Raw genomic sequence first — 23,162 nt, forward strand, 5'->3', positions numbered from 1 at the left:
CGCGTAACACAGCGGCGCACGCGGTTCTCTACGCTGTGCCTTACCGAGTGCAGGCAGTCCAAAGACCGGTTGCATCGTCGGCTATTCCATTACAAGGAGCCTCATATGTCCACCAAAAAGATGTCGCGCGTTCTCGCCGTTGCCGCCACCGCTCTCGCCATCGGCGCGGGCGCCGCTTACGCCGCTCAACCCGCCGAGCAGGCGCACGGCGGCCCCGGCGGCTGGCACGGCCACTTCATGAAGGAACTGACCCAACTCCACGATCAGCTGAAGCTGAACGCGGATCAGGAAAAGCTGTGGCAAAGCGCGCTCGATACGATGAAGCAGAATCACGAAGCGATGCGCGCGAATCACAAGCAGGCTCACGACCAGTTCAAGGCCGCGCAGCAACAGCCGATCCTCGATCTGAACGCGATGGCCGCGACGCATCAGCAGATCGAGCAGAAGGACGCGCAACTGCATCAGCAAACCACCGACGCATGGCTCAAGTTCTATAACGGCCTGAACGACCAGCAGAAGACCACTGTCAGCACGGCGATCAAGCAGCGCTTCGCGCGGATGGAACAGCGTCACGAGAAGATGCGCGAGGGTTGGGAGCATCACAAGGGCGCGGCGTCGGCGCCGGCCGCTAATCAGTAAGCGGCTCGTTGCATCCGCGAGGCGTGCCAGGGAGGGCGCCTCGCTAATAGAAAAAACGCCACGGAAGAGGTTTTCCGTGGCGTCGTCGTTTTGGTGCTGCTCGCGGCTCGATCCGCGGGCCGCGGGCCGCGCGAATCAACCGCTCGGATCAGCCGTTCAACTGACCGAGATCGAACAGCAGCACTTCCGCGCCGTCGCCCTTTTCGAGCGTGACCGTGTCGACGTCGCTGAGCTTCGCGGCATCGCCCGCTTCGAGCACCGTGCCGTTCACGCTCAGCGTGCCGCGCGCGACGTGCAGATAGGCGAGGCGCCCCGCCGGTATGGCGAACGTCGCGTGTTCGGCGCCGTCGAACAGTCCCGCGTAGATCGACGCGTCCGCATGGATCGTCACCGAGCCGTCGCGGCCGTCGGGCGACGCGATCACGCGCAGACGGCCGCGCTTGCTGTCGGCGTCGAAGCGCTTTTCCTCGTAGCCGGGCTGATCGCCCGCGCGGCGCGGAATGATCCAGATCTGCAGCAGATGCGCGGGTTCGTCGCGCGACGCGTTGAACTCGCTATGCTGCACCCCGGTGCCCGCGCTCATGCGCTGCACGTCGCCGGGACGGATCGTCGAGCCGTTGCCCATGCTGTCGCGATGCGCGAGCGCGCCCTCGAGCACATACGTGACGATCTCCATGTCCCGATGCCCATGCGCGCCGAAACCCTGGCCGCCGGCGATGCGGTCTTCGTTGATCACGCGCAGCGGCCCGAAGTGCACATGCTCGGGGTCGCGGTAATCGGCAAACGAGAAGCTGTGATACGAGTCGAGCCAGCCGTGGTTGGCGTGGCCGCGTTCGGCGGAGCGGCGAATCTCGATCATGGAAAGTCTCCCGGTAAGTACTCAATCAGAGCGATGCGTGGAATGTAGGGGCTGCGTGGCCACTAAACAATCGTGCGCGACCGCACTGCAGCGTTCCACCGCTGCATGCAATCGCGCGGACGGCACGGATGCCCGGCGCCCGGCAGCCCGGCACCAGCCCGGCGCCCCCAAAACCGCGCCGGCGTCGCGCACGCACAACGCGCTGCGCGGCGTCTTGCCGCTCGCTGCCGCCCCGCGCTGGCAGCTTGCCGCTCTTCGGGTAAAATACCGCGCTTTTCAAGCCGCGTGGACGTCCAGCGGGGCGTGCAGGCCGCGCCGGCAAGCCTCTCCGGGCCGGCCGCAACCGGCGCGCGACGGGCTCCGACCCGGCGCCACGCCCGCGCGAGGCATGTCCGGCAAACACGGAACGCGCCGGAGCAGCGCGCCGCGTCGCACGAACCGCCCGCGCAAGGAAGACGAGCGCGCGGCGACAATCCCTGCGGCACGGCAATTTTGACCGCCTAGAATAGCGACCGTCGGCCCTCGGCCGGCGCTCGTCGGGTCGAGTCATCACGACGATCAGTTTGGTTCAGGAGAAACATGAAGAAGTTCGCACTGTGCGTGGCTCTGGCAGTCATGGCCACCAGCGCGATGGCGAAAGAATGGAAGACGGTGCGCATCGGGGTCGACGCCAGTTATCCGCCATTCGAATCGAAGGCGCCTAATGGCGACATCCTCGGTTTCGATGCCGACCTGGCCCGCGCGCTGTGCGCGAAGATGAACGTGAAGTGCGTGTGGGTCGCGCAGGATCTGGACGGCCTCATTCCGGCGCTGAAAGCTCGCAAGTTCGACGCGATCATCTCCTCGCTCAGCGTCACCGACAAGCGCCGCGAGCAGATCGACTTCTCCGACAAGATGTTCGACGCGCCCGCCCGCATGATCGCGAAGACCGGTTCTCCGCTTCTGCCCACCCCTGAATCGCTGAAAGGCAAGCGCGTCGGCGTCGAGCAGGGCTCGACGCAGGAACAGTACGCGAAGGTCTGGTGGGAACCGAAGGGTGTGGTCGTCGTGCCGTACCAGAATCAGGACCAGGTGTACGCGGATCTCGCATCAGGCCGTCTCGACGCCGCGCTGCAGGACGAAGTGCAGGCCGACGCCGGCTTTCTGAAGACACCGCGCGGCAAGGGCTTCGGCTGGGCCGGTCCGGAAGTGAAGGACCCGAAGACGATCGGCGAAGGCACCGCGATCGGTCTGCGCAAGAGCGATGCCGAACTGAAGGCGAAGTTCAATCAGACGCTCGCCGAGGTTCATCGGGACGGCACGTTCAAAAAGCTCGAGAAGCAGTACTTCGACTTCGACATTTATCCTGGCCGTTGAGCAAAACAGGCAGGATACTGAGTGGTAGGCCAGCTCGGGCCGGTGGCGATGGCAGTGCAAGTGGCACCGAAGGCGGCAATCGCAGGTAGCAACACAAGGCAGTAGATTCAAAACAATCCGAGACGAAAGTCCCAAAAGCGCGCTGCAGGAGCCACCAACGTTTCTGCGGCATGATTTGCACAGCGGCACGCTGTGCGCCGCGGATCACGGCGAGCCAGGCGCTCGTCCCCGACGCGGCGCAGCGCGGGCCGCGTCTTTCGCGGTGCGCGAGAAACGCATCGTCGAGGACTTCCTATGTTCCTTCAAGGCTACGGCCCGCTACTCCTCAGCGGCACCTGGCAAACCGTCAAGCTGGCGGTGTTCTCGCTCGCGCTCGCGTTCGTGCTCGGCCTGCTCGGCGCAGCGGCGAAACTGTCGAAGAATCGCCTGTCGAACGGCGTCGGCACCGTCTACACGACGCTCGTGCGCGGCGTGCCCGATCTCGTGCTGATGCTGCTGCTGTTCTATAGCATCCAGATCTGGCTGAACAACCTGACCGACGCGATGGGCTGGGACCAGATCGACATCGACCCGTTCGTGGCCGGCGTCGCGGTACTTGGCTTCATCTACGGCGCGTACTTCACCGAGACGTTCCGCGGCGCGTTTCTCGCGGTGCCGCGCGGCCAGCTCGAAGCGGGTGCGGCGTATGGCATGACGAGCTGGCAGGTGTTCTCGCGCGTGATGTTCCCGCAGATGATGCGCTTCGCGCTGCCCGGCATCGGCAACAACTGGCAGGTGATGGTCAAGGCGACCGCGCTCGTGTCGATCATCGGTCTCGCCGACGTCGTCAAGGCCTCGCAGGACGCCGGCAAGGGCACCCTGCGGTTCTTCTTCTTCACCCTGCTCGCGGGGGCGATCTATCTCGTCATCACCACAGTGTCGAACTTCGTGCTGATGTACCTCGAAAAGCGTTACTCGACCGGCGTGCGAAAGGCGGATCTATGATCGAGATCATTCAGCAATACTGGCGCAACTATCTGTTCACCGACGGCTATCGCTTTACCGGTGTCGCCATCACGTTGTGGCTGCTGGTCGTGTCGATCGGCCTGGGCTTCTGTCTGTCGGTGCCGCTCGCGGTCGCGCGCGTGTCGAAGAAGAAATGGCTCGCGGGCCTCGTGTGGCTCTATACCTATATCTTCCGCGGCACGCCGCTCTATGTGCAGCTGCTGCTGTGCTACACGGGCCTCTACAGCCTCGAGATCATCCGCAACAACGAGCTGACCAACGCGTTTTTCCGTGACGGCATGCACTGCACGCTGCTCGCGTTCACGCTGAACACCTGCGCGTACACCACCGAAATCTTCGCGGGCGCGATCAAGGCAACGCCCTATGGCGAAATCGAAGCGGCGCGCGCGTACGGCATGTCGTCGTTCACGCTGTACCGGCGCGTGATTCTGCCGTCGGCGCTGCGCCGCGCACTGCCCTACTACAGCAACGAAGTGATCCTGATGCTGCACGCGACCACGGTCGCGTTCACGGCCACGGTGCCGGACATCCTGAAGATCGCGCGCGACGTGAACTCCGCGACGTATCAGTCGTTCAACGCGTTCGGCATCGCCGCGCTGCTGTATCTGTGTATTTCTTTCGCGCTCGTGTGGCTGTTCCGCCGCGCCGAGCGTCGCTGGCTCGCTTACCTGCGGCCGCAAGGCAAGTAACTGCGCGTCCCTGGACAAGCAAGAAGCGTTAAGGATCCTGATGAACTCCAAGAAGCAGAAGCTCTTCGTCGACGAGCTTCACAAAAAGTATGGCGACAACGAAGTCCTCAAGGGCGTGTCGCTGAAAGCCAATGCCGGCGACGTGATCAGCGTGATCGGTTCGTCCGGTTCGGGCAAGAGCACGATGCTCCGCTGCATCAACTTTCTGGAACAGCCGAACGCGGGGCGCATTTTCGTCGACGGCGAGGAAGTGCGCACGCAGACCGCCAAGGACGGCGCGTTGCGCGTGTCGGACCCGAAGCAGTTGCAGCGCGTGCGCACCAAGCTTTCGATGGTGTTCCAGCACTTCAACCTGTGGTCGCACATGAACGTGCTCGAGAACATCATCGAGGCGCCGGTGCATGTACTCGGTCTGAAGCGCAAAGAAGCCGAGGACCGCGCGCGCGAATATCTGGAGAAGGTCGGTCTCGCGCCGCGTCTCGAGAAGCAATATCCGTCGCATCTGTCGGGCGGCCAGCAGCAGCGCGTGGCGATTGCGCGGGCGCTGGCGATGCACCCGGACGTGATGCTGTTCGACGAACCCACCTCGGCGCTCGACCCGGAGCTCGTCGGCGAAGTGCTGAAGGTGATGCAGAAGCTCGCCGAGGAAGGCCGCACGATGATCGTCGTCACACACGAAATGGGCTTCGCGCGCAACGTGTCGAATCACGTGATGTTCCTGCATCAGGGCCGCGTCGAGGAAGAAGGCCATCCGGACGAAGTGTTCAAAAACACGAAAAGCGAGCGTCTGAAGCAATTCCTGTCGGGCAGTCTCAAGTAATAAAAATTACCCGCGACTTACGATGCGAATAAACATCGAAAATGTAGTCAATGTAGTTTTACAAGGCGCTTACGAGCGCCTTTTTCGTTTTTGCCGCGTCCTTTCCCCTGGCCATCCGAACGACGGAAAAGCGCCGAAAATCCCACAGAACGGGCTGTACAGGCCTGGTTTTCGCCCTAACCTGCCACTTTTGGCTCGTCAATAGTGACAATCCTTAATGCGACCCTTTCCGAGCCGCGCTTCCCTTGCCGGACAAGGCGCTGCGCCATTTTCCGAGGGGTTCCTCCGGGTCCGGGCGCACATTCGTATTGCAATTTGGCGACACCGCCTGTGGGCGGTACTAATTTCTTCTCCCAGTTAAAGTTATTTTTGATAAATTGGTAACCAAAGTAGCAAAACAAAGTTGATTAAAAGTAGTTTCACTTCAAACACAGAGGAGAACCGGTCGGCGTGGGATCGGCATGACGCAAAGATAGCTCGACGCTACATGTCATGACAGGAGCACCCCTATCCACCCGCCACTCTCCCCTGGTACCGCTTCCTGTTCGGTGCTGATCGCGTCCGAACACCACTCGCAGTACTGGGTTTCTTTTTTTGACAGGGTATGGAGGAGAAGATGAAGAAAGCTTTGCTCGTCGCTGCGCTGATGTCGGCCGGCGTTGTTGCACACGCTCAGAGCAGCGTTACGCTGTATGGTCGTTTGGATGCAGGTCTCGAGTACATGTCGGGCGTCCCGACCGGCGCTAACGCCAACGGCGCGGCCAACACCAGCTCGAACCGCTTCAAGGCGGAAAGCGGCGACTGGGGCACCAGCCTGTGGGGCATGAAGGGTGTCGAAGACATCGGCGCCGGCAACAAGATTCTGTTCCAGTTGGAAGGCTCGTTCAACACGATGACGGGCGCAGGTCCTAGCGGTGGCGGTCTCTTCAATCGCTGGGCAACGGTCGGCATCTCGAACGACCAGTACGGTACGTTCACGATGGGCCGCATGCTCTTCATCTCGAACGGCGTGTGGGACTTCGACCCGTTCGGTCAGTCGTCCTGGTCGTCGGCATCGCTGGTGCGTGGCCGCAACTGGCCGCAGTCGAGCAACAACTTCGCGTACCAGTCGCCGAAGATCGCGGGCTTTGACTTCTACGGTCAATACGCGCTGTCGAATGCGACGAGCTGGAACGGTAACGGCACGACGGCGCAAGGTCGCGAAGCTGGCGCGCAGATCACCTACACGACCTCGCTGTTCCAGATCCGCGGTCTGTACGACGAAATCCGCAACAAGAATAACGGCCAGCTGTGGGGTGGCCCGGTCGCCAACAACGGCATCAATACGGATAACACGGCCAACGGCGTCTTCGCAGCATCGCGCGAGTACTCGGCTCTCGTGAACGTGTTCCTCGGCCAGTTCAAGATTCAGGCCGCTTACCAGGCAATCCGTTCGGCAGGTGCGACGGGCGTTGCACCTGGTCAGCCGACTACCCTGGATCACGAATGGGGCGGTGTGACGTGGCAGGCAACGCCGGCTGCAGCGCTGATCGCGGCGGTCTACCACGTGAACGGCAACAACGGCGCGGGCAATGCGACGATCTACACGATCGGCGGTTCGTACAACCTGTCGAAGCGCACGCTGCTCGACCTGCAGGCAGCAACGGTACGCAACAGCCGCAATGCTAACTTCGGTCTGAACGCGAACAATGCGGGCTTCGCCGCTGCAACGGACAACCCGCTGCAAGGCCGCCAGCAAAGCGGCGTGTACGCAGGCATCCAGCACTCGTTCTAATCGAACGGTGCGCCCCGAGGGTCACACCTCGGGGAGTAACACAGGTTTCTTCGAGAGAATCTTTTTCACGCTGCTGCGAGAGGCGCGTATCGGTGCAATATCCGCAAGGGTATTGCACCGTTTTTTCTTCGGCGGCCGAATTTGAGTTCTTGCGCGCACCGGGCCGGTGCGTGCTTGCGCGGCTTCAGACGGCCGCTTCGTTCTCTTCGCCGGTACGGATGCGGATGACGCGCTCGACGTCCGCGACGAAGATCTTGCCGTCGCCGATCTTGCCGGTGCGCGCCGCGCCGATGATCGCGTCGATGACCTGATCGCACTGGTTGTCCGCGACCACGACTTCGATCTTCACTTTCGGCAGAAAGTCGACCACGTACTCCGCACCACGATACAGCTCGGTATGCCCTTTCTGGCGACCGAATCCCTTGACCTCGGTAACGGTCAGGCCGGTGAGGCCGACTTCCGCGAGCGCCTCGCGCACTTCGTCGAGTTTGAACGGTTTGATGACTGCGGTGATGCGCTTCATGGCGACCTCGTCTCTTGATGGGAAGAGTGGAAAGGAAAGGATGATTTTTATTCTACGCCGCGCCGGATGCATTGCGGCATCCGCGCGCGGGTGCCGTCTTTCACTCCACCGGTTCGGTGTAGCGCGACGTGATCGGATAACGCCAGTCGCGGCCGAACGCACGATGCGTGACGCGAATGCCGATCGGCGCCTGACGGCGCTTGTACTCGTTGATCTTGATCAGGCGCGTGACGCGCTTCACGTCGTCGACCCGATAGCCCGCCGCGATGATTTCCGCGAGCGAACGGTCCTCCTCCATGTACATGCGCATGATCGCGTCGAGTACTTCGTATTCGGGCAGGCTGTCCTGGTCGGTCTGGTTCTCGCGCAACTCGGCGGACGGCGCGCGCGTCAGAATCCGCTCCGGAATCACGTCGCGCGTCGCAAACGTGGTGGCCGCGTTGCGATAGCGGCACAGCCGGTACACGAGCGTCTTCGCGATGTCCTTGATCACCGCGAAGCCGCCGGCCATGTCGCCGTACAGCGTGCAGTAGCCGACCGCCATCTCGCTCTTGTTGCCGGTGGTCAGCACGATCGAGCCGAACTTGTTCGACAGCGCCATCAACAGCGTGCCGCGAATGCGCGCCTGAATGTTCTCTTCGGTCGCGTCTTCGGCGCGGCCCGCGAACTCTGCGGCGAGCGAGCCGCGAAACGCATCGAACATCGGGGCGATCGCGATCTCGTCGTAACGCACGCCGACGCGGCGCGCCATCTCGGCGGCGTCGGTCGTGGAAATGTCGGCCGTGTAGCGCGACGGCATCATCACCGCACGCACCTTGTCGGCGCCGAGCGCATCGCACGCAACGGCCAGCACGAGCGCCGAATCGACGCCGCCCGACAAACCGATCAGCGCGCCCGGAAAACCGTTCTTGCCGATGTAGTCGCGCACGCCCATCACGAGCGCCGCGTACACCTGCGCTTCAATCGACTGCTCCGGCGCGATTGCGGCCGGCAGCGGTTTGCCGTCCTCGAACTCGACGATCGCCGTGGCTTCCTCGAACTGCGCGAGCTTCGCGACGAGTGCGCCCTGCGCGTCGAGCACGAACGAGCCGCCATCGAACACGAGTTCGTCCTGCCCGCCGACCATGTTCACGTAGACCATTGGAATACCGGTCTCGCGAATGCGCGCGCGCAGGATGTCGAAGCGCACCGCCTCCTTGTTCAGGTGATACGGCGAGCCGTTCGGAATCAGCAGCACCTGGGCGCCCGCGGCCTTCGCCATCTGCGCGGCCGACGCATGCCATGCGTCTTCGCAGATCACGACGCCGTACTTGAGCCCATCGAGTTCGAACACGAACGGCTGCGGATCGGCTGCGAAGTAGCGCTTCTCGTCGAACACCTCGGTGTTCGGCAGATCCTGCTTGCGATAGGTGCCCTTCACTTCGCCGTCGACGATCAGCGACGCCGCGTTGAACGTGTCGACCGGCGGCACGCCGCGCTCGATCGGCGCGTTTGCATTACCATGGCCGTTCGCCGCGTTGTGCACGAGCTTGTGCGCGAGGTTGTCCGACCCGTCGCGCAGCGGATGGCCGACGATCACATGCAGACCGGTGAACGGCTTCAGTTGCGCGGCGAGATCGGCCAACGCGGCCGCGCTTGCGGTATAAAACGCGGGGCGCAGCAGCAGGTCTTCGGGCGGATAACCCGACAGCGCGAGTTCAGGCGCGACCAGCAGCTTCGCACCATCGCCGTGCGCGGCGCGCGCGGCGGCGACGATCTTCGCGACGTTGCCGGCGAAGTCGCCGACGGTGACATTGATTTGAGCAAGAGCGATTCGGGTCTTCATGGCAGGATCGACAGGCAAGCCTTCACGGCTCGCGGTACCGCGGCTCGATGGCTCGACGGAATTGAACAAACCGGATAAACGAACTCAACGAACGACGTGGCAGCTTCAGCTTCATCGCGCCGCGCCGGTCATTGCAAACAGTCACTCAGATTGAACCAGCAACGTATCGATTATCGCACGGGCATTCTGGCATCGCCCTCCGAGGTAGACGCCGCCGAATGGAACGCCCTCCTCGCCGCGCAGCCGCACCCCACGCCGTTTTTGCGGCATGAGTTTCTGAGCGCGCTCAATGCGACGCAATGCGCGGTTCCCGACACCGGTTGGGCGCCGCAATTCGTCACGCTGACCGACGCGCGCACGGGCAAGCTCGCGGCGGCGGCCCCGGTCTATCTGAAGGGTCACTCGTACGGCGAGTACGTGTTCGACTGGGCCTGGGCCGACGCGTACAAGCGCAACGGCCTGCCCTACTACCCGAAGCTGCTGTGCGCGGTCCCGTTCACGCCGGTGCAGGGCAACCGGCTGCTATCGGCGAACGGGCACGCGTTGCGCCATCTCGCGGCCACCTTGATGGCGTTCGCCGAGCAAGCCGAGGTATCGTCGCTGCATGTGCTGTTTCCGACGCAGAGCGAAGCCGACGCGCTCACCGATATCGGCATGATGCAACGCGAAGGCGTGCAGTTTCACTGGCTCAACGACGGCTATCGCGACTTCGAAGACTTTCTGTCGACGCTCGAACAGAAGAAGCGCAAGAACATTCGCGCCGAACGTCGCAAGGTGCGCGAGGCCGGCATCACGATGCGGCGCATCCGCGGTGAAGACATCAAGGATGCCGACTGGCGCTTCTTCAGCAAGTGCTATCGGCAAACCTATCGCGAGCATTTTTCGAGTCCATATCTGAACCTCGATTTCTTCCGGATGATCGGCGAATCGATGCCGGAGAATCTGCTGCTGGTGATCGCCGAATACGAAGGCAAGCCGATCGCGAGTTCGCTCGTCGTCTATCAGCGCGACGACAAAACCGGCGGCACGTTGTACGGCCGCTACTGGGGCGCGCTCGAACATGTGCCGTGCCTGCACTTCGAAACCGCCTACTATCAGCCGCTCGAATTCTGCATCGAAGAGCAGCTCGGCGCATTCGAAGGCGGCGCGCAGGGTGAACACAAGATGGCGCGCGGCTTTCTGCCGACGGTCACGCGTTCGACGCATTGGCTCGCGCATCCTGCGTTCGCCGATGCGGTCGGCCATTTCCTCGACAACGAAAAGAACAGCATCCACGCATACGTGGACGAGCTGCGCGAACACAATCCGTTCAAAGGCTAGAAGCGCGGTTATGGCGTGGTTTCTCTATCTGCTCGAATGCTCGGACGGCAGCGTCTATACCGGCATCGCGACCGACGTCGCTGCCCGCTTCGACAAACACGTGAGCGGCACGGGCGCGCGCTATACGCGCTCGCGCAAGCCGGTGCGGGTACTCGCGTCGTTCGAGCTGGCGGACCGCTCGAGCGCATCGAGCGCCGAGTATTGGGTCAAACGGCTCACGGCCGCCGACAAGCGGGCGCTGGCGGCCGGGGTGTTCACGCTGCAGTCGGTGTTGCCGGTGGTGGCGGTGAACGACGCGGCCGAAGACGGCGAGAGTACCGAGGGCTGAGTCGCGCTACCCCCTCGCCTCCCGCATCCTCTCAGTCAACAACCGATGCACGCGCGCCAGTTCGCCCACCACATCCGCCTCCAGCGACGTCAACTGCTCGCGCGCGGGTAACCCGAGCCGCACCGGCCGCAACGTGCGGTTTAGCGCGGCCTCGATCGCCGCGCTCATCGCCACGACCCATTCGTCGAGTTCGCTATGCATGTCGCGACGGTTCGCGGTGAGGCGCAACTGCGTCGCGGTGCCGGCCATCCGTCGCAGCAGGCTCAGCACCGTCAGCGTGACCGTATCGGCCATCGAATCTTCGAGCTTTTCGAGCCGCACGCGGCCGATCGCTTCTTCCGCGTTGTTGCTGGTGAGACCCGCCGCGCGGCGCAATTGCTCGATCTCCTTGCCGCTGTGCCGCGGCGCTTCGAGCGACGCGCGCAGATACGCGAGATTCGCGCGCACCGCGTCGCCGAGATAGACGCGCAGGTCGAGCTTCTCGCGCGTCGGCCACAGAAGGAAGGTCGCGAGCAGCGCGAGCACGCAGCCGAGCACGTTGTTGCCGAGCCGGGTCAGCGCGAACGACAGTTCGTTGGCGCCCGGTGTCGCGAAGTCGGCGACGAGCACGAAGGTCGGCGTGAGGAATAGCACAAACAGGCTGTAGCTGACGGGGCGCAGCGCCATCGTCGCCATCACGAGCGGGAACACCGCGAGCGAGATGCCGAGCGGCGAATGAATCGCATAGCCGATCGCCGCCGCGAGCACGCCGCCGACGATACTGCCCGCCGCGCGTTCGATGCTGCGCGGCCAGGTCGCTGCAATCGACGGCTGCAGGATCAGAAGAGTGGCCATCGTCGCCCAATAGCCGAACGGCAGACCGAGGGCGCGAATCACGACGAAGCCCGCGGTCGTCGTCACGCCGACACGCGCCGCATGGCGCAAGCCGACCGACTGCCACGACAGGTTCGCCTTCAGCGTCGACCATGCGCGCGCCGTATAACGCGCGACGCATGCGCTCCACGGCTCAACGTGCACCTCACGCGGCGCGAAATCGACGAGCTCGAAACCGGATTGCAGCTTCACCGGTTCGAGCAACGCGCTTTCGAGCCGATGCGCGAGACGCCGCAGACGCGCCTGCGGCTCCCCGAGACGTTCCCAACGCGCGTCGCCGGTCGCGCTGCCGATGTCGCTGAGCACTTCGCCGATCGCATTGAGCAGGCGCACCGCGCGTTGCGTGCGGCGCGGATCGTCGGGCAATTTCTCGCCCGCGCCCGACACCGCGATCAGATACGCGAACAACGCTTCGCCATCGGTCAGCAAGCCGAGCAGCGTGTCGTAGACGGCCGCGCCGCCTGCTTTCGATGCGGGCACGTTCGCGAGCGCATCGCGCGCGCGTTCGAGCGACGCGCGCGCATCGGCGCGAAAGCGCGCGGCATGCGTGGCCCACTCACGCGGCGCGGCCCGTCCGCCGACGAGCCGCGCGCTATCGAACGCGATATCGGCGAGGCGCAGATACACCGCGCGCAGCGAAGCGCGGCTCGCGCCGAACGGATGGATGCGCCACACGGTCAGGCTCAGCACGATCGCGAACAGACAGCCGGCCAGATACACGCCGAGAAACTCGACACCGGAACGCGCGTCGTGCATCGGCCGATCGACCATCACGACGCAGGCGGTCGCCGCGAGGATGGTCACCTGCGAAGTGGCCGCGCCCCAGATGCGGCCGAACGCGCCGAGCGTCGTGAACGCCAGCACCGCGAGCGCGGCCCACGCGGTGCCCGACGCCGATGCGAACGCGGCGATGCCGCCGCACAGCGTCGACAGCAGCGCGAAGCCCATCATCGACATGAAGCGCGCGCGGTTCGAGCCGGCCGCATCGGCGAGGCAGGTCCAGAACGCGCCGATCGCGGCCCACGCGAACACCGGATCGTGCAGCACGTTGCCGAGCGCGAGCATCGCCGTCGACGCGCACGCCGCCCGCAAACCCTCCGACAGATTCGCCTCGCTAGCCGCGAACGACACCATCCAGACCGGCCGCTTGCGATAGATCGCGGTGACGACCGAATGGAAGCGGGTCGACCAGCGCGGCGATGTCGAGTGGGACTTGCTGCGGTTCATCATCCGGACGGTGGTTGTTGAAGTGATGGAAAGGCGCGTAGATGCGGTGAGTTCGCGCGCAAGCTCGTGCGGCGAATGATAAGGGTTTACACCTAAATATAAAAATGCGTTCCGTTCATCGGAGCGATGCGTTCAGGTTATGCGCGCAATATGAAGCGTGCGGGACGACGCTCGCGGCGCTGGTTGCACGGTAGTCGAGCGCCGCGCAAAGCGCACAAAAAAACCGCGCTGTCCTTGCGGACTCGCGCGGTTTTCGTACTGCATGCAGCGAGCGGATGAACCGCGGCGCGCTTACTTCTTGTAGTTCGCCACGCCTTCGCTGATTTCCTTGTGGGCGGCGTCGACGTCGGCCCAGCCTTCGACCTTGACCCACTTGCCCTTCTCAAGCGCTTTGTATTGCTCGAAGAAGTGCTTGATCTGGTCCTTCAGGTAAGCCGGCACGTCGTCGACCGACTTCAGGTTCGCCGTCATCGGGCAGATCTTGTCGTGCGGCACGGCGATCAGCTTCGCGTCCACGCCCGATTCATCGGTCATCTGCAGCATGCCGAGCGCGCGGGCACGCACGACCGAGCCTGCCAGCAGCGGGAACGGCGTGATCACCAGCACGTCGACCGGGTCGCCGTCGCCCGACAGCGTCTGCGGAATGAAGCCGTAGTTGGCCGGATAGCGCATGCCGGTACCGATGAAACGGTCGACGACGAGCAGGCCCAGCTCCTTGTCGGCTTCGTACTTCACCGGGTCGCTTTGCGCCGGGATTTCGATGATGACGTTGAAATCGTGCGGAAGGTCTTTGCCTGCGGGAACGTGATTGAAGCTCATGAGCGCTCTCTGAAGGGGATGGAAATCGGAAGGCGGCGAACGGCGCGCGGGCTGCGGATGCGGTGCGAACTGCGTGCGAACCGCGAACGCCGGGCCCTGAAACCCTCTCGCCCCGAACGACGGGGCCGCGCACCGGACCGTACGGAATGCGCCATTATAGCCAATCGGCAGGTGGCATCCGCGGTCGGATCGGCGCGATAATCGTCTGGCGAGTCTGGCTTCGCGTCTCTACCGTTTTGTGTCTCCCCTTCGAACCCGCGCCGCCGCACGCCGGCCGCACGTCATCAAGGAGCATGCATGGAAGAAGCACGGCATTTCATTGGCGGCGAGTGGTGCGCCGCTTCCGGCGGCGAGTCGATCGCCGTACTCGATCCATCGGACGGCCAGCCGTTCACGCGCATCGCGCGCGGCACCGAGGCCGATATCGACACCGGCGTGCACGCGGCGCGCCGCGCGTTCGACGGCGCCTGGGGCGCGCTCGCCGCCGCCGAGCGCGGCCGTGTGCTGTATCGGCTGTCGCTGCTGGTGGCCGCGCGCCAGGAAGACCTGGCCCAGCTCGAAGCGCGCGACACCGGCAAGCCGCTCAAGCAGGCGCGCGCCGACGCCGCCGCCCTCACCCGCTACTTCGAGTTCTACGCCGGCGCGGCCGACAAGCTGCACGGCGAGACCCTGCCGTACCAATCCGGCTACACGGTGCTGACGATCCGCGAGCCGCACGGCGTGACCGGCCACATCGTGCCGTGGAATTACCCGATGCAGATCTTCGGGCGCAGCGTCGGCGCGGCTCTGGCGACCGGCAATGCGTGCGTCGTCAAACCGGCCGAGGACGCTTGCCTTTCCGTCCTGCGTGTCGCCGAACTCGCCGCCGAAGCCGGCCTGCCGGCCGGTGCGCTGAACATCGTGACCGGCTACGGACACGAAGCGGGCGCCGCGCTCGCGCGTCATCCGGGCATCGATCACATCTCGTTCACGGGCTCGCCCGAAACCGGCAAGCTCGTCACGCAGATGGCCGCCGAAAACCACGTCCCCGTCACACTCGAACTCGGCGGCAAGTCGCCGCAAATCGTCTTCGCCGACGCCGATCTCGACGCCGCGCTGCCGGTGCTGATCTCCGCGATCGTGCAGAACGCCGGGCAAACCTGCTCGGCGGGCAGTCGCGTGCTGATCGAGCAGGCCATTTACGAGCCGCTGCTCGAGCGGCTCAGCAGCGCTTTTCAGGCGCTGCGCGTCGGGCCGTCGAAGGCCGATCTCGATTGCGGACCGCTGATCAGCGCGAAACAGCAGCAACGCGTGTGGGACTTCCTGTCGGATGCGCAACACGACGGCATCGCGATGGCCGCGCACGGCGAGGTGATTCCCGAAGCGCCCGAAAGCGGCTTCTATCAGGCCCCGACCTTGCTGCGCGACGTCCCCGCGAGCCACCGCCTTGCGCGCGACGAAGTGTTCGGCCCGGTGCTCGCCGCGATGTCGTTCCGCGACGAAGCCGAAGCGCTCGCGCTCGCGAACGGCACGCAGTTCGGGCTCGTTGCCGGGATCTGGACCCGCGATGGCGCGCGCCAGATGCGGCTCGCGCGACGCGTGCGCTCGGGCCAGGTGTTCATCAACAACTATGGCGCGGGCGGCGGCGTCGAGTTGCCGTTCGGCGGCGTCAAGCATTCGGGGCATGGCCGCGAGAAGGGCTTCGAGGCGCTGTACGGCTTTACGGTGCTGAAGACGATCGCGATCCGGCACGGCTAGCGGGTCCGGCAGGGATCGCTCGCGATCAACGCGATCAGCGCGTTACATGCAGCAACGCATCGCTCTATCCATCACAAACAACGGAGACATCATGCGGTTGACAGGTAAAACGGCCATCGTCACGGGCGGCGGTTCGGGTTTCGGCGAAGGCATCGCGAAGGCCTTTGCGCGCGAAGGCGCGAACGTCGTGGTCAACGACCTCAACGGGCCGGCCGCCGAACGCGTCGCGAGTGAGATCGCGATTGCGGGCGGCAAGGCGATCGCGGTGCCCGGCAACGTCGCGCAACGCGACGACTGGCGCACGCTGCGCGAAGCCGCGCTCGAAGACTTCGGCAGCGTGCAGATCGTCGTCAATAACGCGGGCACTACGCATCGCAACAAGCCGGTGCTCGAAGTGACCGAGGCCGAGTTCGATCGCGTCTATGCGGTGAACGTGAAAAGCATCTACTGGAGCGTGCAGGAGTTCGTGCCGTATTTCCGCGAGCAAGGCGGTGGCAGCTTTATCAATATCGCGTCGACGGCGGGCGTGCGGCCGCGGCCGGGGCTCGTCTGGTACAACGGCAGCAAGGGTGCGGTGATCGTCGCCAGCAAGTCGCTCGCCGTCGAACTCGGGCCGGAGCGGATTCGCGTGAACTGCGTGAATCCGGTGATCGGTGAGACCGCGCTGCTGTCCGAGTTCATGGGGGTCGAGGATACCCCGCAGAATCGGCAGAAGTTCCTCGCGGGGATACCGCTCGGACGGTTTTCGACGCCGCAGGATATTGCGAATGCCGCGCTGTATCTGGCTTCGGATGAGGCGGAGTTCATTACCGGCGTTTGCCTCGAAGTGGACGGCGGGCGCTGCGTGTAGTGATGGGTTAGCCGCTGCGCATGCGCTGCGTGCGCAGTCGGTGTTTTCCCCCAATACCGATTCGTCGTGCAAATGGCCTGGCGCGGATAGAATCGATCGGCGGTGGCATTTCAATTCCATAACAAGAGGAGACACAGTCATGGCGAGTCCTGCGGATCCGCTCCACCATCCCGGCGCTGGCGCGCCGCCTTCCACGTTCGAAGAGGCGACTTATCGCAAGGTTACCTGGCGGCTCGCGCCGCTGTTGATGCTGTGCTACATCGTCGCGTATCTGGACCGCGTGAACGTTGGCTTCGCGAAGCTGGGGATGAGCACGGATCTTGGCTTGAGCGATGCGGTGTACGGCTTCGGCGCGGGGATTTTCTTTATCGGCTATTTCATCTTCGAAGTGCCGAGCAACGTGATTCTGCACAAGGTCGGCGCGCGGGTCTGGATCGCGCGGATCATGGTTTCGTGGGGCGTGATATCGATGCTGACGATGTTCGTCACGACGCCGACGATGTTTTATGTGATGCGCTTTTTGCTCGGGCTTGCCGAGGCAGGGTTCTTTCCTGGGATTATTTTGTACCTAACCTACTGGTATCCGGCGCATCGGCGTGGGCGGATGACGACCTGGTTTATGACGGCGATTGCGCTGTCTGGAGTGATCGGCGGGCCGGTGTCTGGGTACATCCTGAAGAACTTTAATGGCGTGAATGGGTGGCACGGGTGGCAGTGGCTGTTTCTGCTCGAAGGGATACCTTCGGTGCTCGTCGGGATCATCGTGTTCGTGGTGCTCGATGATCGGATTTCGAACGCCAAGTGGCTTACTCGGGAAGAGCAGCAGTTGCTCGAGAGTCAGGTGTCGGCCGAGGAAGCGACCAAGCACGATATGCCGATTCGGCAGGTGTTCACGAGCGGACGGGTGTTGATGCTGAGCCTCACCTACTTCTCGTTTGTGATGGGGCTTTATGGGGTGAGTTTCTGGTTGCCGACGATCATCAAATCGACCGGCGTTACCGATGCGTTTTTGATCGGCTTGCTGTCGGCGGTTCCATTTGCGGCGGCTGTGGTGGCAATGGTGTTCGTTGCGCGGAGTGCGGACCGGTCGAGGGAACGGCGGTGGCATATTGCGGTTCCGGCGTTTCTTGGTGCCGTGGGGCTCGTGCTTTCCGTCGTTTGGACGCATAACACCGTGCTCGCTATGACCGGCTTGACGCTGGCCACGATGGGCATCCTCACCACCCTGCCGTTGTTCTGGAGTTTGCCGACGGCGATTCTTGCGGGGACTGGGGCTGCTGCGGGGATTGCGATGATCAATTCGATTGGGAACCTGGCGGGGTTCCTTAGTCCCTATGCGGTGGGGTGGTTGAAAGAGGTTACCGCCGCTAATGACTCGGGGATGTATATGCTCGCGGCGTTCATGGTGCTCGGCGGTTTGCTTGCTATCAGTGTGCCGGCGAGGATCGTTAATAGATAAGACAGACTCGCAGATGAGAAAAGCCCTGGCGATGTTTCTACGCCAGGGCTTTTTTGTTGGCATAGGTGCGAGCATCTAATCATCGAAGGGCCGCTTTTCCGACGTTGTATCGAATGAGCGAGGCAGCAAGGGGCAGAGTCGCGAATGGTTGCCTATCATGTGTGAAGCACCGTTCGTTTTGCAGTTCAGACGACGTGATAGGCAGGAGAAGTATCGATGATCGAATCTGCAGATGTGATCGTCATTGGCTCCGGCGGGTTAGGCGCAGCGACAGCCTTCCACTTGTCGAAGAGAGGCGCTCACCGGGTCGCGATGATCGAGCGGCTCGAAATCGGCTCACAGACGTCACCGCGAGCGGCTGGTATGGTCAGCTGCCTGCGCAAGAGTGACTTGATGATCGACCTGATCAAGCTGGCGGCTGACAGGCTCAGGCAATTCTCTGAGGACACCGGTCAGCCGCTGGATTGGGTGCACTCGGGCAGCCTCAAAGTGGCGCGCAGACCGGCGGATGCGGAAGTCATTCAGGAAGACATCCTGCGTGGCCGGCGTCACGGCCTGGAGGTGGAGGAAGTTTCCGTCGACGCGGCCCACCGGCTCAACCCGTTTCTTCAAACAACGGGAGTTGCCGCGGTGATGCACATCGCCGACGACATGTATTTCAATCCCGCACAGGTGGCCATCGGCTTCGCTCGTGCAGCGCAGGCAAACGGAGCTGTGTTACTGCCGAACACTGCGGTGACGCGCGTCCTGATCGACGACGGCGAGGTGACCGGGGTCGACACCACGTGCGGCCGTATCCACGCACCTGCCGTGGTCGATGCGGCCGGCGCCTGGACGCGACAAGTGGCCGAGGCCAGCGGAATTCGAGTTCCTCTTGTTACAACAGCGCAGCAATTGTTCGTCACCGAGCCCGTGCCGGATGCCCGAGCCGAATTGCCGATGGTCCGAATTATGGATGCCGCGGTGTATATGAGACCTTGCGACGGAGGATTTCTGTGGGGCGTCTACGAGGAAAATCCGAGGTTCTTCGACATGAATGGCTTCGACGCCAACTTCGACGTCAAGGATCTGTCGCTCGATGCCGACGTTCTCTGGCACTACGCGCGGGACGTCGAGGCTCAGCTTCCGGTGCTTCTGAACACCGGGATCCGCGAGCATCGTGGCGGGCTGCCAACGATGACGGCCGATGGCCAGCACGTCGTCGGCCCCGCGCCGGCCATTCGGGGGTTTTACTTCGCGAGCGGTTGCAATGTCGCAGGACTCTCAATCGCCCCGGCACTGGGGGAGATGCTCGCCGCGTGGATCGTCGACGGTGCTCCCCTCATCGATTTATCGCCTCTATCGATTGCCAGATTTGGAACCGGGCCATGGCCGGATGACGAGTTGATCAGGCAGTCCGCGTGGCAGTACCGTCATTTCTACGGGGCAAGATAACTCAGGCATCGACGCGTTCTTCATCGAGCGCTGCGATATCGCGAACTGGATGCAGTGCCGGACTAGTCGTCATCGTCCCGGTGATGACGGTGCTCCCAGCCCCTGTGCCAGCCATGATCATGGCGCCAGTGCCTGTCACGGTCGTCGTTGTATTCGTACCCATAGCCATAGCCGTAGCCATAGGCCGGAGCAGGCACGTAGGTCACCGGCGGCGCCTCGTAGACTACTGGGGGCGGCGCGACATAAACCGGCCCCGGCGCGCCGAGGTAGACACCAAGGTCGACATGAGCCAGCGCAGCGCTGGAAGCGCACGCAGCGCAAAGGCCTGCAGTCCACAAAATGAAGCTGCGCTTCATGTTTCTCTCCCTGTTCGCTGGCATCGGGTGTTGATGCGATTTAGCGATATCGATTGTATGTGTAGCTCTAGTTGGCAAATAAACGCGAAGTGTCAGTCTGGTAACCCTTTGTAAGTCCTTGTGCCCCACGGTTGTCCGTGTGCTTACGAAGCACTCAGCGAATCGCCATAGACATGCACCCGCTCACCGACCTGAACGGTAGGCTGCGTGTCGTAGTTGAAGTTTCGATAACTGCCGTCCTGCATCCTGACTTGCACCTGGTAGGTGGCAACTTTGCGTACCGCATGTTCGATGCCGTTACCGGCAAGGCCGCCGCCAACCGCACCCGCAATCGTCGCCAGAACACGGCCGCGACCTTGACCGACCTGATTGCCCAGCAGGCCGCCTGCCACCGCACCGCCTACTGCACCGAGTCCGGTGGTCGGCTCTTGCGTTTGGACTGCGTTGACCGCCACGACTTCACCTGCATCACGGTCGACGGCAACGGGTCGCGGTGACGGCTGGGTGGTATCACGGTAACTATCGTCGTGCGCGTACCTGGGCGCTGGCGACGACGCATTGCTATGGCGGGGATGAACATGTGATTCGAGCGGCGTGCTGGCTGGCTGCACCGCGACCGCGGCAGTTTGCGACGACGGCGGCGTTACCGCTCGGGATGTCGGAAGCAGGCCGGTCATCGCGGCAATGCCGGTGCCGCTGGCGAGAATCACGGCAACGGCAGCTGCGGCGACCAGAGGATGAATGCGGCTGCGCGGGGATGAATCGGAAGGCAAGTTGGTGTTCATTGCTGGCTCCGTGGTATGTGCCTGCAAGAACGCGGATGCCATCGAGCCGGTGGACCGGGCTATTGTGAGATGTGTAAGCAGTTGTAGATCGCCGGGACACGCTGACATCCAATCGACTTATTGAAAAAACAATGGCCGGTCTCCCGGCCATCGTCGATTGGTGCCGCGAAAACTCCCGCGTCAATCCTTTTCCGCAACCCGCCCCGCTTGGGCCGCTGGCATCCGGCGATAAATGGTGTTCCGCGACACCCCAAGCGCACGCGCCGCCGCCGAAACGTTGCCGCCGTATCGCGCCAGCGTCATCGCGACTACCGATGCGGCGACATCCTGCAGCCGCGAGCCGTCGCGCACCGACGCTTCGCCTGTGGCCAGCGCGTCCGCATTCGCAACGTCCGAGACGGCCGAGACGGCAGAATCGCCTTCACTTGCGTGGCCGCCGCCACAAGCCGTACCACGAACATCATCCAAAAAATCGTCCGGCAAATGCTCCCACCGGATCACCCCATCCTCTTCCACCATCGCCGCAGCAGTCCGCAGCAGATTAGCCAGTTGCCGGCAGTTACCCGGCCACGCATGCCGCCCGAACGCCGCCATCACATCAGCCGCAACGCTAAGCGCCTGCCGCCCCCCGCTTTCCACCGATTCCCACTGCAACATCTTTTGAACGACGACCGCCAGATCGCTCCGCTCACGCAACGCCGGCAACCGAACCGCAAGCCCGTTGATCCGATAATAGAGATCCTCACGAAACTGATTCTGCGCAATCATCTCGCGCAAGTTGCGGTGAGTCGCGCAAATAACGGAGACATCGACAGGAACCGCCCGCGTCGCCCCAAGCGGCGTCACCACCCGCTCCTGCAAAACACGCAGCAACCGCACCTGCAACGAATACGGCATATCCCCGATCTCATCGAGAAACAGCGTGCCTCCATTCGCTTGCATCAGCCTGCCGATCGCCCCTTTACGCCGCGCGCCGGTAAACGCGCCATCTTCATATCCGAATAGCTCGGATTCGATCAGCGACTCCGGAATCGAAGCACAGTTGACCGCCACAAACGGCCCGTCACGTCGCGGCGAATCGTTGTGAATCGCCTGCGCGAGCAGCTCCTTGCCGGTACCGGTCTCGCCGGTGATAAGGATCGGAATATCCTTGCCGAGCATCTTGCGAACCTTCGCAATCAGTGCGGACACACGAGCATCACCGGTATCGAGATCGCTGAGCCGCGACAGTCCCGCAGCCGGTTGACGCGCATTCACACACACCGGTCGCGGCGCGGCTGCACCCTGCACATCGACGGCCCCGCGCTCGAGCCCAAACGACGCCCGCCTGAACTGCCCACGCGCGCATACCACCGCACCGTTGTGCAGATTCAGCATCAGATGCGGCGCAACGCCATGCATCAAACGATCGATCAGTTGCGCATACGAGATCTGAAACAGCGACGACAGCGTATGCGCGCGCAGCGCAGCGAGCGACAAGCCCAACTGAAATTGCGCACTCCGGTTCGCGGACAGAAAGCGGCCATCGTCGGTAAACGCAATGATCCCTTCCATCAGCGTGCCGAGAAACTCCGGCCGTCCGTGAAAAGACACTTGCAGCACGTTGCGAAACGCAGTCGAGAACAGATGGTTTTCGATCATCTGCACCGACATCTTCGCAAGCGCCATCGTGTGCTGGTGATAGCTGCGGTGGTCGCCCGTCACGTCGAGCACGCCGATCAGATCACCATACGGATCGAGAATCGGCACACTCGAACAGGTCAGGAAGCGGTTCGCCGCCAGATAGTGCTGATCGCCATGAACGACCATCGCACACCCCTCGGCGAGCGAGGTACCGATTGCATTGGTGCCCTGACGATCCTCGGCCCAGTTCGCGCCAGGCCGCAGCGCCACTTTTTCCGCGCGATGCAAAAAGTCGTCATCGCCGATCGAATGCAGGATCAAGCCTTCGGCGTTGGTCAACACGATCATGCTTTGCGTATTGACGATCTGCTCGCGCAGCGTCTCCATGACCGGCATCGCATGCGCGCACAGCACCCGGTTCTGTTCGCGCTTCAACGCGAGTCCCGTGTCGGACAGGATGTCGTAATCCGGCCGGAACGATGCGCGCAGGCCGAACGTCTCGGAACGTTCGTGGGCTTTCTGGATCGCCGGTGCAGGCCAACCTTTGGGGCGGTTAGCCGCCGCCACGCTGAGCGGATGAACGTCGTCGCGCATTGTCTCCTCCTGAATGCGCCCGGGTCGTGCCGGACGCTTTGGTGCATGTCGACAGAATACTCCGTTTGACAGTCCGCCCGACGCCCGCCGTGACCCCGCGCGGGCTCGCATCGTTGATCTGTATCAGCGTCGGCCGAATCTGCGGCGTTTCTGAACAACCGCTGCCCGCGCAACTGCTCCGAAACGGAACACTTCCGTTTTATAGCCCGGCCCAATCCCTGAAATTTCGCATGCCGATGCATTGGTATGGTTCCTGCCTGATGTGGT

At 63.1% G+C, this 23,162-nt stretch carries 20 protein-coding genes; 12 read left to right on the forward strand and 8 right to left on the reverse strand.

Annotated elements, in window-relative coordinates:
• Positions 1–105: 105 nt before the first annotated feature.
• On the forward strand, positions 106–639 hold the full coding sequence (locus tag QFZ94_RS26210; RefSeq protein ID WP_429460538.1) for a periplasmic heavy metal sensor: 534 nt from the start codon (positions 106–108) through the stop codon (positions 637–639).
• Positions 640–787: 148 nt separating this feature from the next.
• On the opposite strand, the gene QFZ94_RS26215 is transcribed toward QFZ94_RS26210, so the two are convergent.
• On the reverse strand, positions 788–1,498 hold the full coding sequence (locus QFZ94_RS26215) for a pirin family protein (protein ID WP_429460540.1): 711 nt from the start codon (positions 1,496–1,498) through the stop codon (positions 788–790).
• Between the two features lie 579 nt (positions 1,499–2,077).
• Here QFZ94_RS26215 and QFZ94_RS26220 point away from each other — a divergent pair.
• From QFZ94_RS26220 to QFZ94_RS26240, 5 genes are all read left to right on the forward strand, one after another.
• Entirely contained in the window at positions 2,078–2,854 is a 777-nt protein-coding gene (locus QFZ94_RS26220; protein ID WP_429460542.1) for an ABC transporter substrate-binding protein, read from the forward strand.
• A gap of 294 nt (positions 2,855–3,148) precedes the next feature.
• A complete protein-coding gene (locus tag QFZ94_RS26225) occupies positions 3,149–3,838 on the forward strand; it encodes an ABC transporter permease (RefSeq protein WP_013088786.1) in 690 nt (229 codons plus the stop codon).
• Positions 3,835–4,548, forward strand: a complete 714-nt coding sequence (locus QFZ94_RS26230; protein WP_018419774.1) for an ABC transporter permease — start codon at positions 3,835–3,837, stop codon at positions 4,546–4,548. The genes QFZ94_RS26225 and QFZ94_RS26230 overlap by 4 nt, the downstream gene beginning before the upstream one ends.
• A 40-nt stretch (positions 4,549–4,588) precedes the next feature.
• Positions 4,589–5,368, forward strand: coding sequence for an ABC transporter ATP-binding protein (locus QFZ94_RS26235; protein ID WP_008918159.1), 780 nt, complete (start codon positions 4,589–4,591; stop codon positions 5,366–5,368).
• 616 nt (positions 5,369–5,984) lie between these two features.
• A complete protein-coding gene (locus tag QFZ94_RS26240) occupies positions 5,985–7,142 on the forward strand; it encodes a porin (protein ID WP_368584570.1) in 1,158 nt (385 codons plus the stop codon).
• A gap of 184 nt (positions 7,143–7,326) precedes the next feature.
• On the opposite strand, the gene glnK is transcribed toward QFZ94_RS26240, so the two are convergent.
• Together glnK and QFZ94_RS26250 are read right to left on the reverse strand one after the other, a co-directional pair.
• The gene (glnK, locus tag QFZ94_RS26245; RefSeq protein ID WP_006048444.1) at positions 7,327–7,665 is read right to left on the reverse strand and encodes a P-II family nitrogen regulator; all 339 of its coding nucleotides are present in this window, start codon (positions 7,663–7,665) and stop codon (positions 7,327–7,329) included.
• Positions 7,666–7,765: 100 nt separating this feature from the next.
• Positions 7,766–9,490: an NAD+ synthase gene (locus QFZ94_RS26250; protein ID WP_368584569.1), complete on the reverse strand. Its 1,725-nt coding sequence runs from the start codon at positions 9,488–9,490 to the stop codon at positions 7,766–7,768.
• Between the two features lie 150 nt (positions 9,491–9,640).
• Between QFZ94_RS26250 and QFZ94_RS26255 the strand changes: the two genes are divergently transcribed.
• Together QFZ94_RS26255 and QFZ94_RS26260 are read left to right on the forward strand one after the other, a co-directional pair.
• Positions 9,641–10,810, forward strand: coding sequence for a GNAT family N-acetyltransferase (locus tag QFZ94_RS26255; RefSeq protein WP_429460546.1), 1,170 nt, complete (start codon positions 9,641–9,643; stop codon positions 10,808–10,810).
• Between the two features lie 10 nt (positions 10,811–10,820).
• Complete coding sequence (locus tag QFZ94_RS26260; protein WP_429460548.1) at positions 10,821–11,138, forward strand: GIY-YIG nuclease family protein; 318 nt, start codon at positions 10,821–10,823, stop codon at positions 11,136–11,138.
• 6 nt (positions 11,139–11,144) lie between these two features.
• Here QFZ94_RS26260 and QFZ94_RS26265 read toward each other — a convergent pair whose 3' ends face one another.
• Both QFZ94_RS26265 and ppa read right to left on the reverse strand, forming a co-directional pair.
• Positions 11,145–13,241: an FUSC family protein gene (locus QFZ94_RS26265; RefSeq protein WP_429460550.1), complete on the reverse strand. Its 2,097-nt coding sequence runs from the start codon at positions 13,239–13,241 to the stop codon at positions 11,145–11,147.
• 288 nt (positions 13,242–13,529) lie between these two features.
• Positions 13,530–14,057 (reverse strand): inorganic diphosphatase, encoded by a 528-nt coding sequence (ppa, locus tag QFZ94_RS26270; RefSeq protein ID WP_013088778.1) that lies wholly within the window; start codon positions 14,055–14,057, stop codon positions 13,530–13,532.
• Positions 14,058–14,354: 297 nt separating this feature from the next.
• On the opposite strand from ppa, the gene QFZ94_RS26275 reads away from it, so the two are divergent.
• From QFZ94_RS26275 to QFZ94_RS26290, 4 genes are all read left to right on the forward strand, one after another.
• Complete coding sequence (locus QFZ94_RS26275; RefSeq protein WP_429460552.1) at positions 14,355–15,794, forward strand: aldehyde dehydrogenase family protein; 1,440 nt, start codon at positions 14,355–14,357, stop codon at positions 15,792–15,794.
• A 91-nt stretch (positions 15,795–15,885) separates the two neighbouring features.
• A complete protein-coding gene (locus tag QFZ94_RS26280) occupies positions 15,886–16,644 on the forward strand; it encodes an SDR family oxidoreductase (protein WP_410849715.1) in 759 nt (252 codons plus the stop codon).
• A 139-nt stretch (positions 16,645–16,783) separates the two neighbouring features.
• Positions 16,784–18,103 (forward strand): MFS transporter, encoded by a 1,320-nt coding sequence (locus QFZ94_RS26285; RefSeq protein WP_368584564.1) that lies wholly within the window; start codon positions 16,784–16,786, stop codon positions 18,101–18,103.
• A 216-nt stretch (positions 18,104–18,319) separates the two neighbouring features.
• The gene (locus tag QFZ94_RS26290; RefSeq protein ID WP_429460555.1) at positions 18,320–19,537 is read left to right on the forward strand and encodes an NAD(P)/FAD-dependent oxidoreductase; all 1,218 of its coding nucleotides are present in this window, start codon (positions 18,320–18,322) and stop codon (positions 19,535–19,537) included.
• Between the two features lie 62 nt (positions 19,538–19,599).
• Here the strand turns inward: QFZ94_RS26290 and QFZ94_RS26295 are convergent, their stop codons facing one another.
• The 3 genes from QFZ94_RS26295 to QFZ94_RS26305 form a co-directional block, all read right to left on the reverse strand.
• Positions 19,600–19,893 carry a hypothetical protein gene (locus tag QFZ94_RS26295; protein ID WP_368584562.1) on the reverse strand — a complete coding sequence of 98 codons (294 nt, stop codon included), beginning with the start codon at positions 19,891–19,893 and terminating at the stop codon, positions 19,600–19,602.
• Positions 19,894–20,036: 143 nt separating this feature from the next.
• Positions 20,037–20,678 (reverse strand): glycine zipper 2TM domain-containing protein, encoded by a 642-nt coding sequence (locus QFZ94_RS26300; RefSeq protein ID WP_429460557.1) that lies wholly within the window; start codon positions 20,676–20,678, stop codon positions 20,037–20,039.
• A 180-nt stretch (positions 20,679–20,858) separates the two neighbouring features.
• A complete protein-coding gene (locus tag QFZ94_RS26305) occupies positions 20,859–22,895 on the reverse strand; it encodes a sigma-54-dependent Fis family transcriptional regulator (RefSeq protein ID WP_429460559.1) in 2,037 nt (678 codons plus the stop codon).
• Positions 22,896–23,162 lie beyond the last annotated feature (267 nt).

Origin of the sequence: Paraburkholderia sp. JPY465 (genome assembly GCF_050436725.1) — a bacterium.
Classification (GTDB): domain Bacteria; phylum Pseudomonadota; class Gammaproteobacteria; order Burkholderiales; family Burkholderiaceae; genus Paraburkholderia; species Paraburkholderia youngii.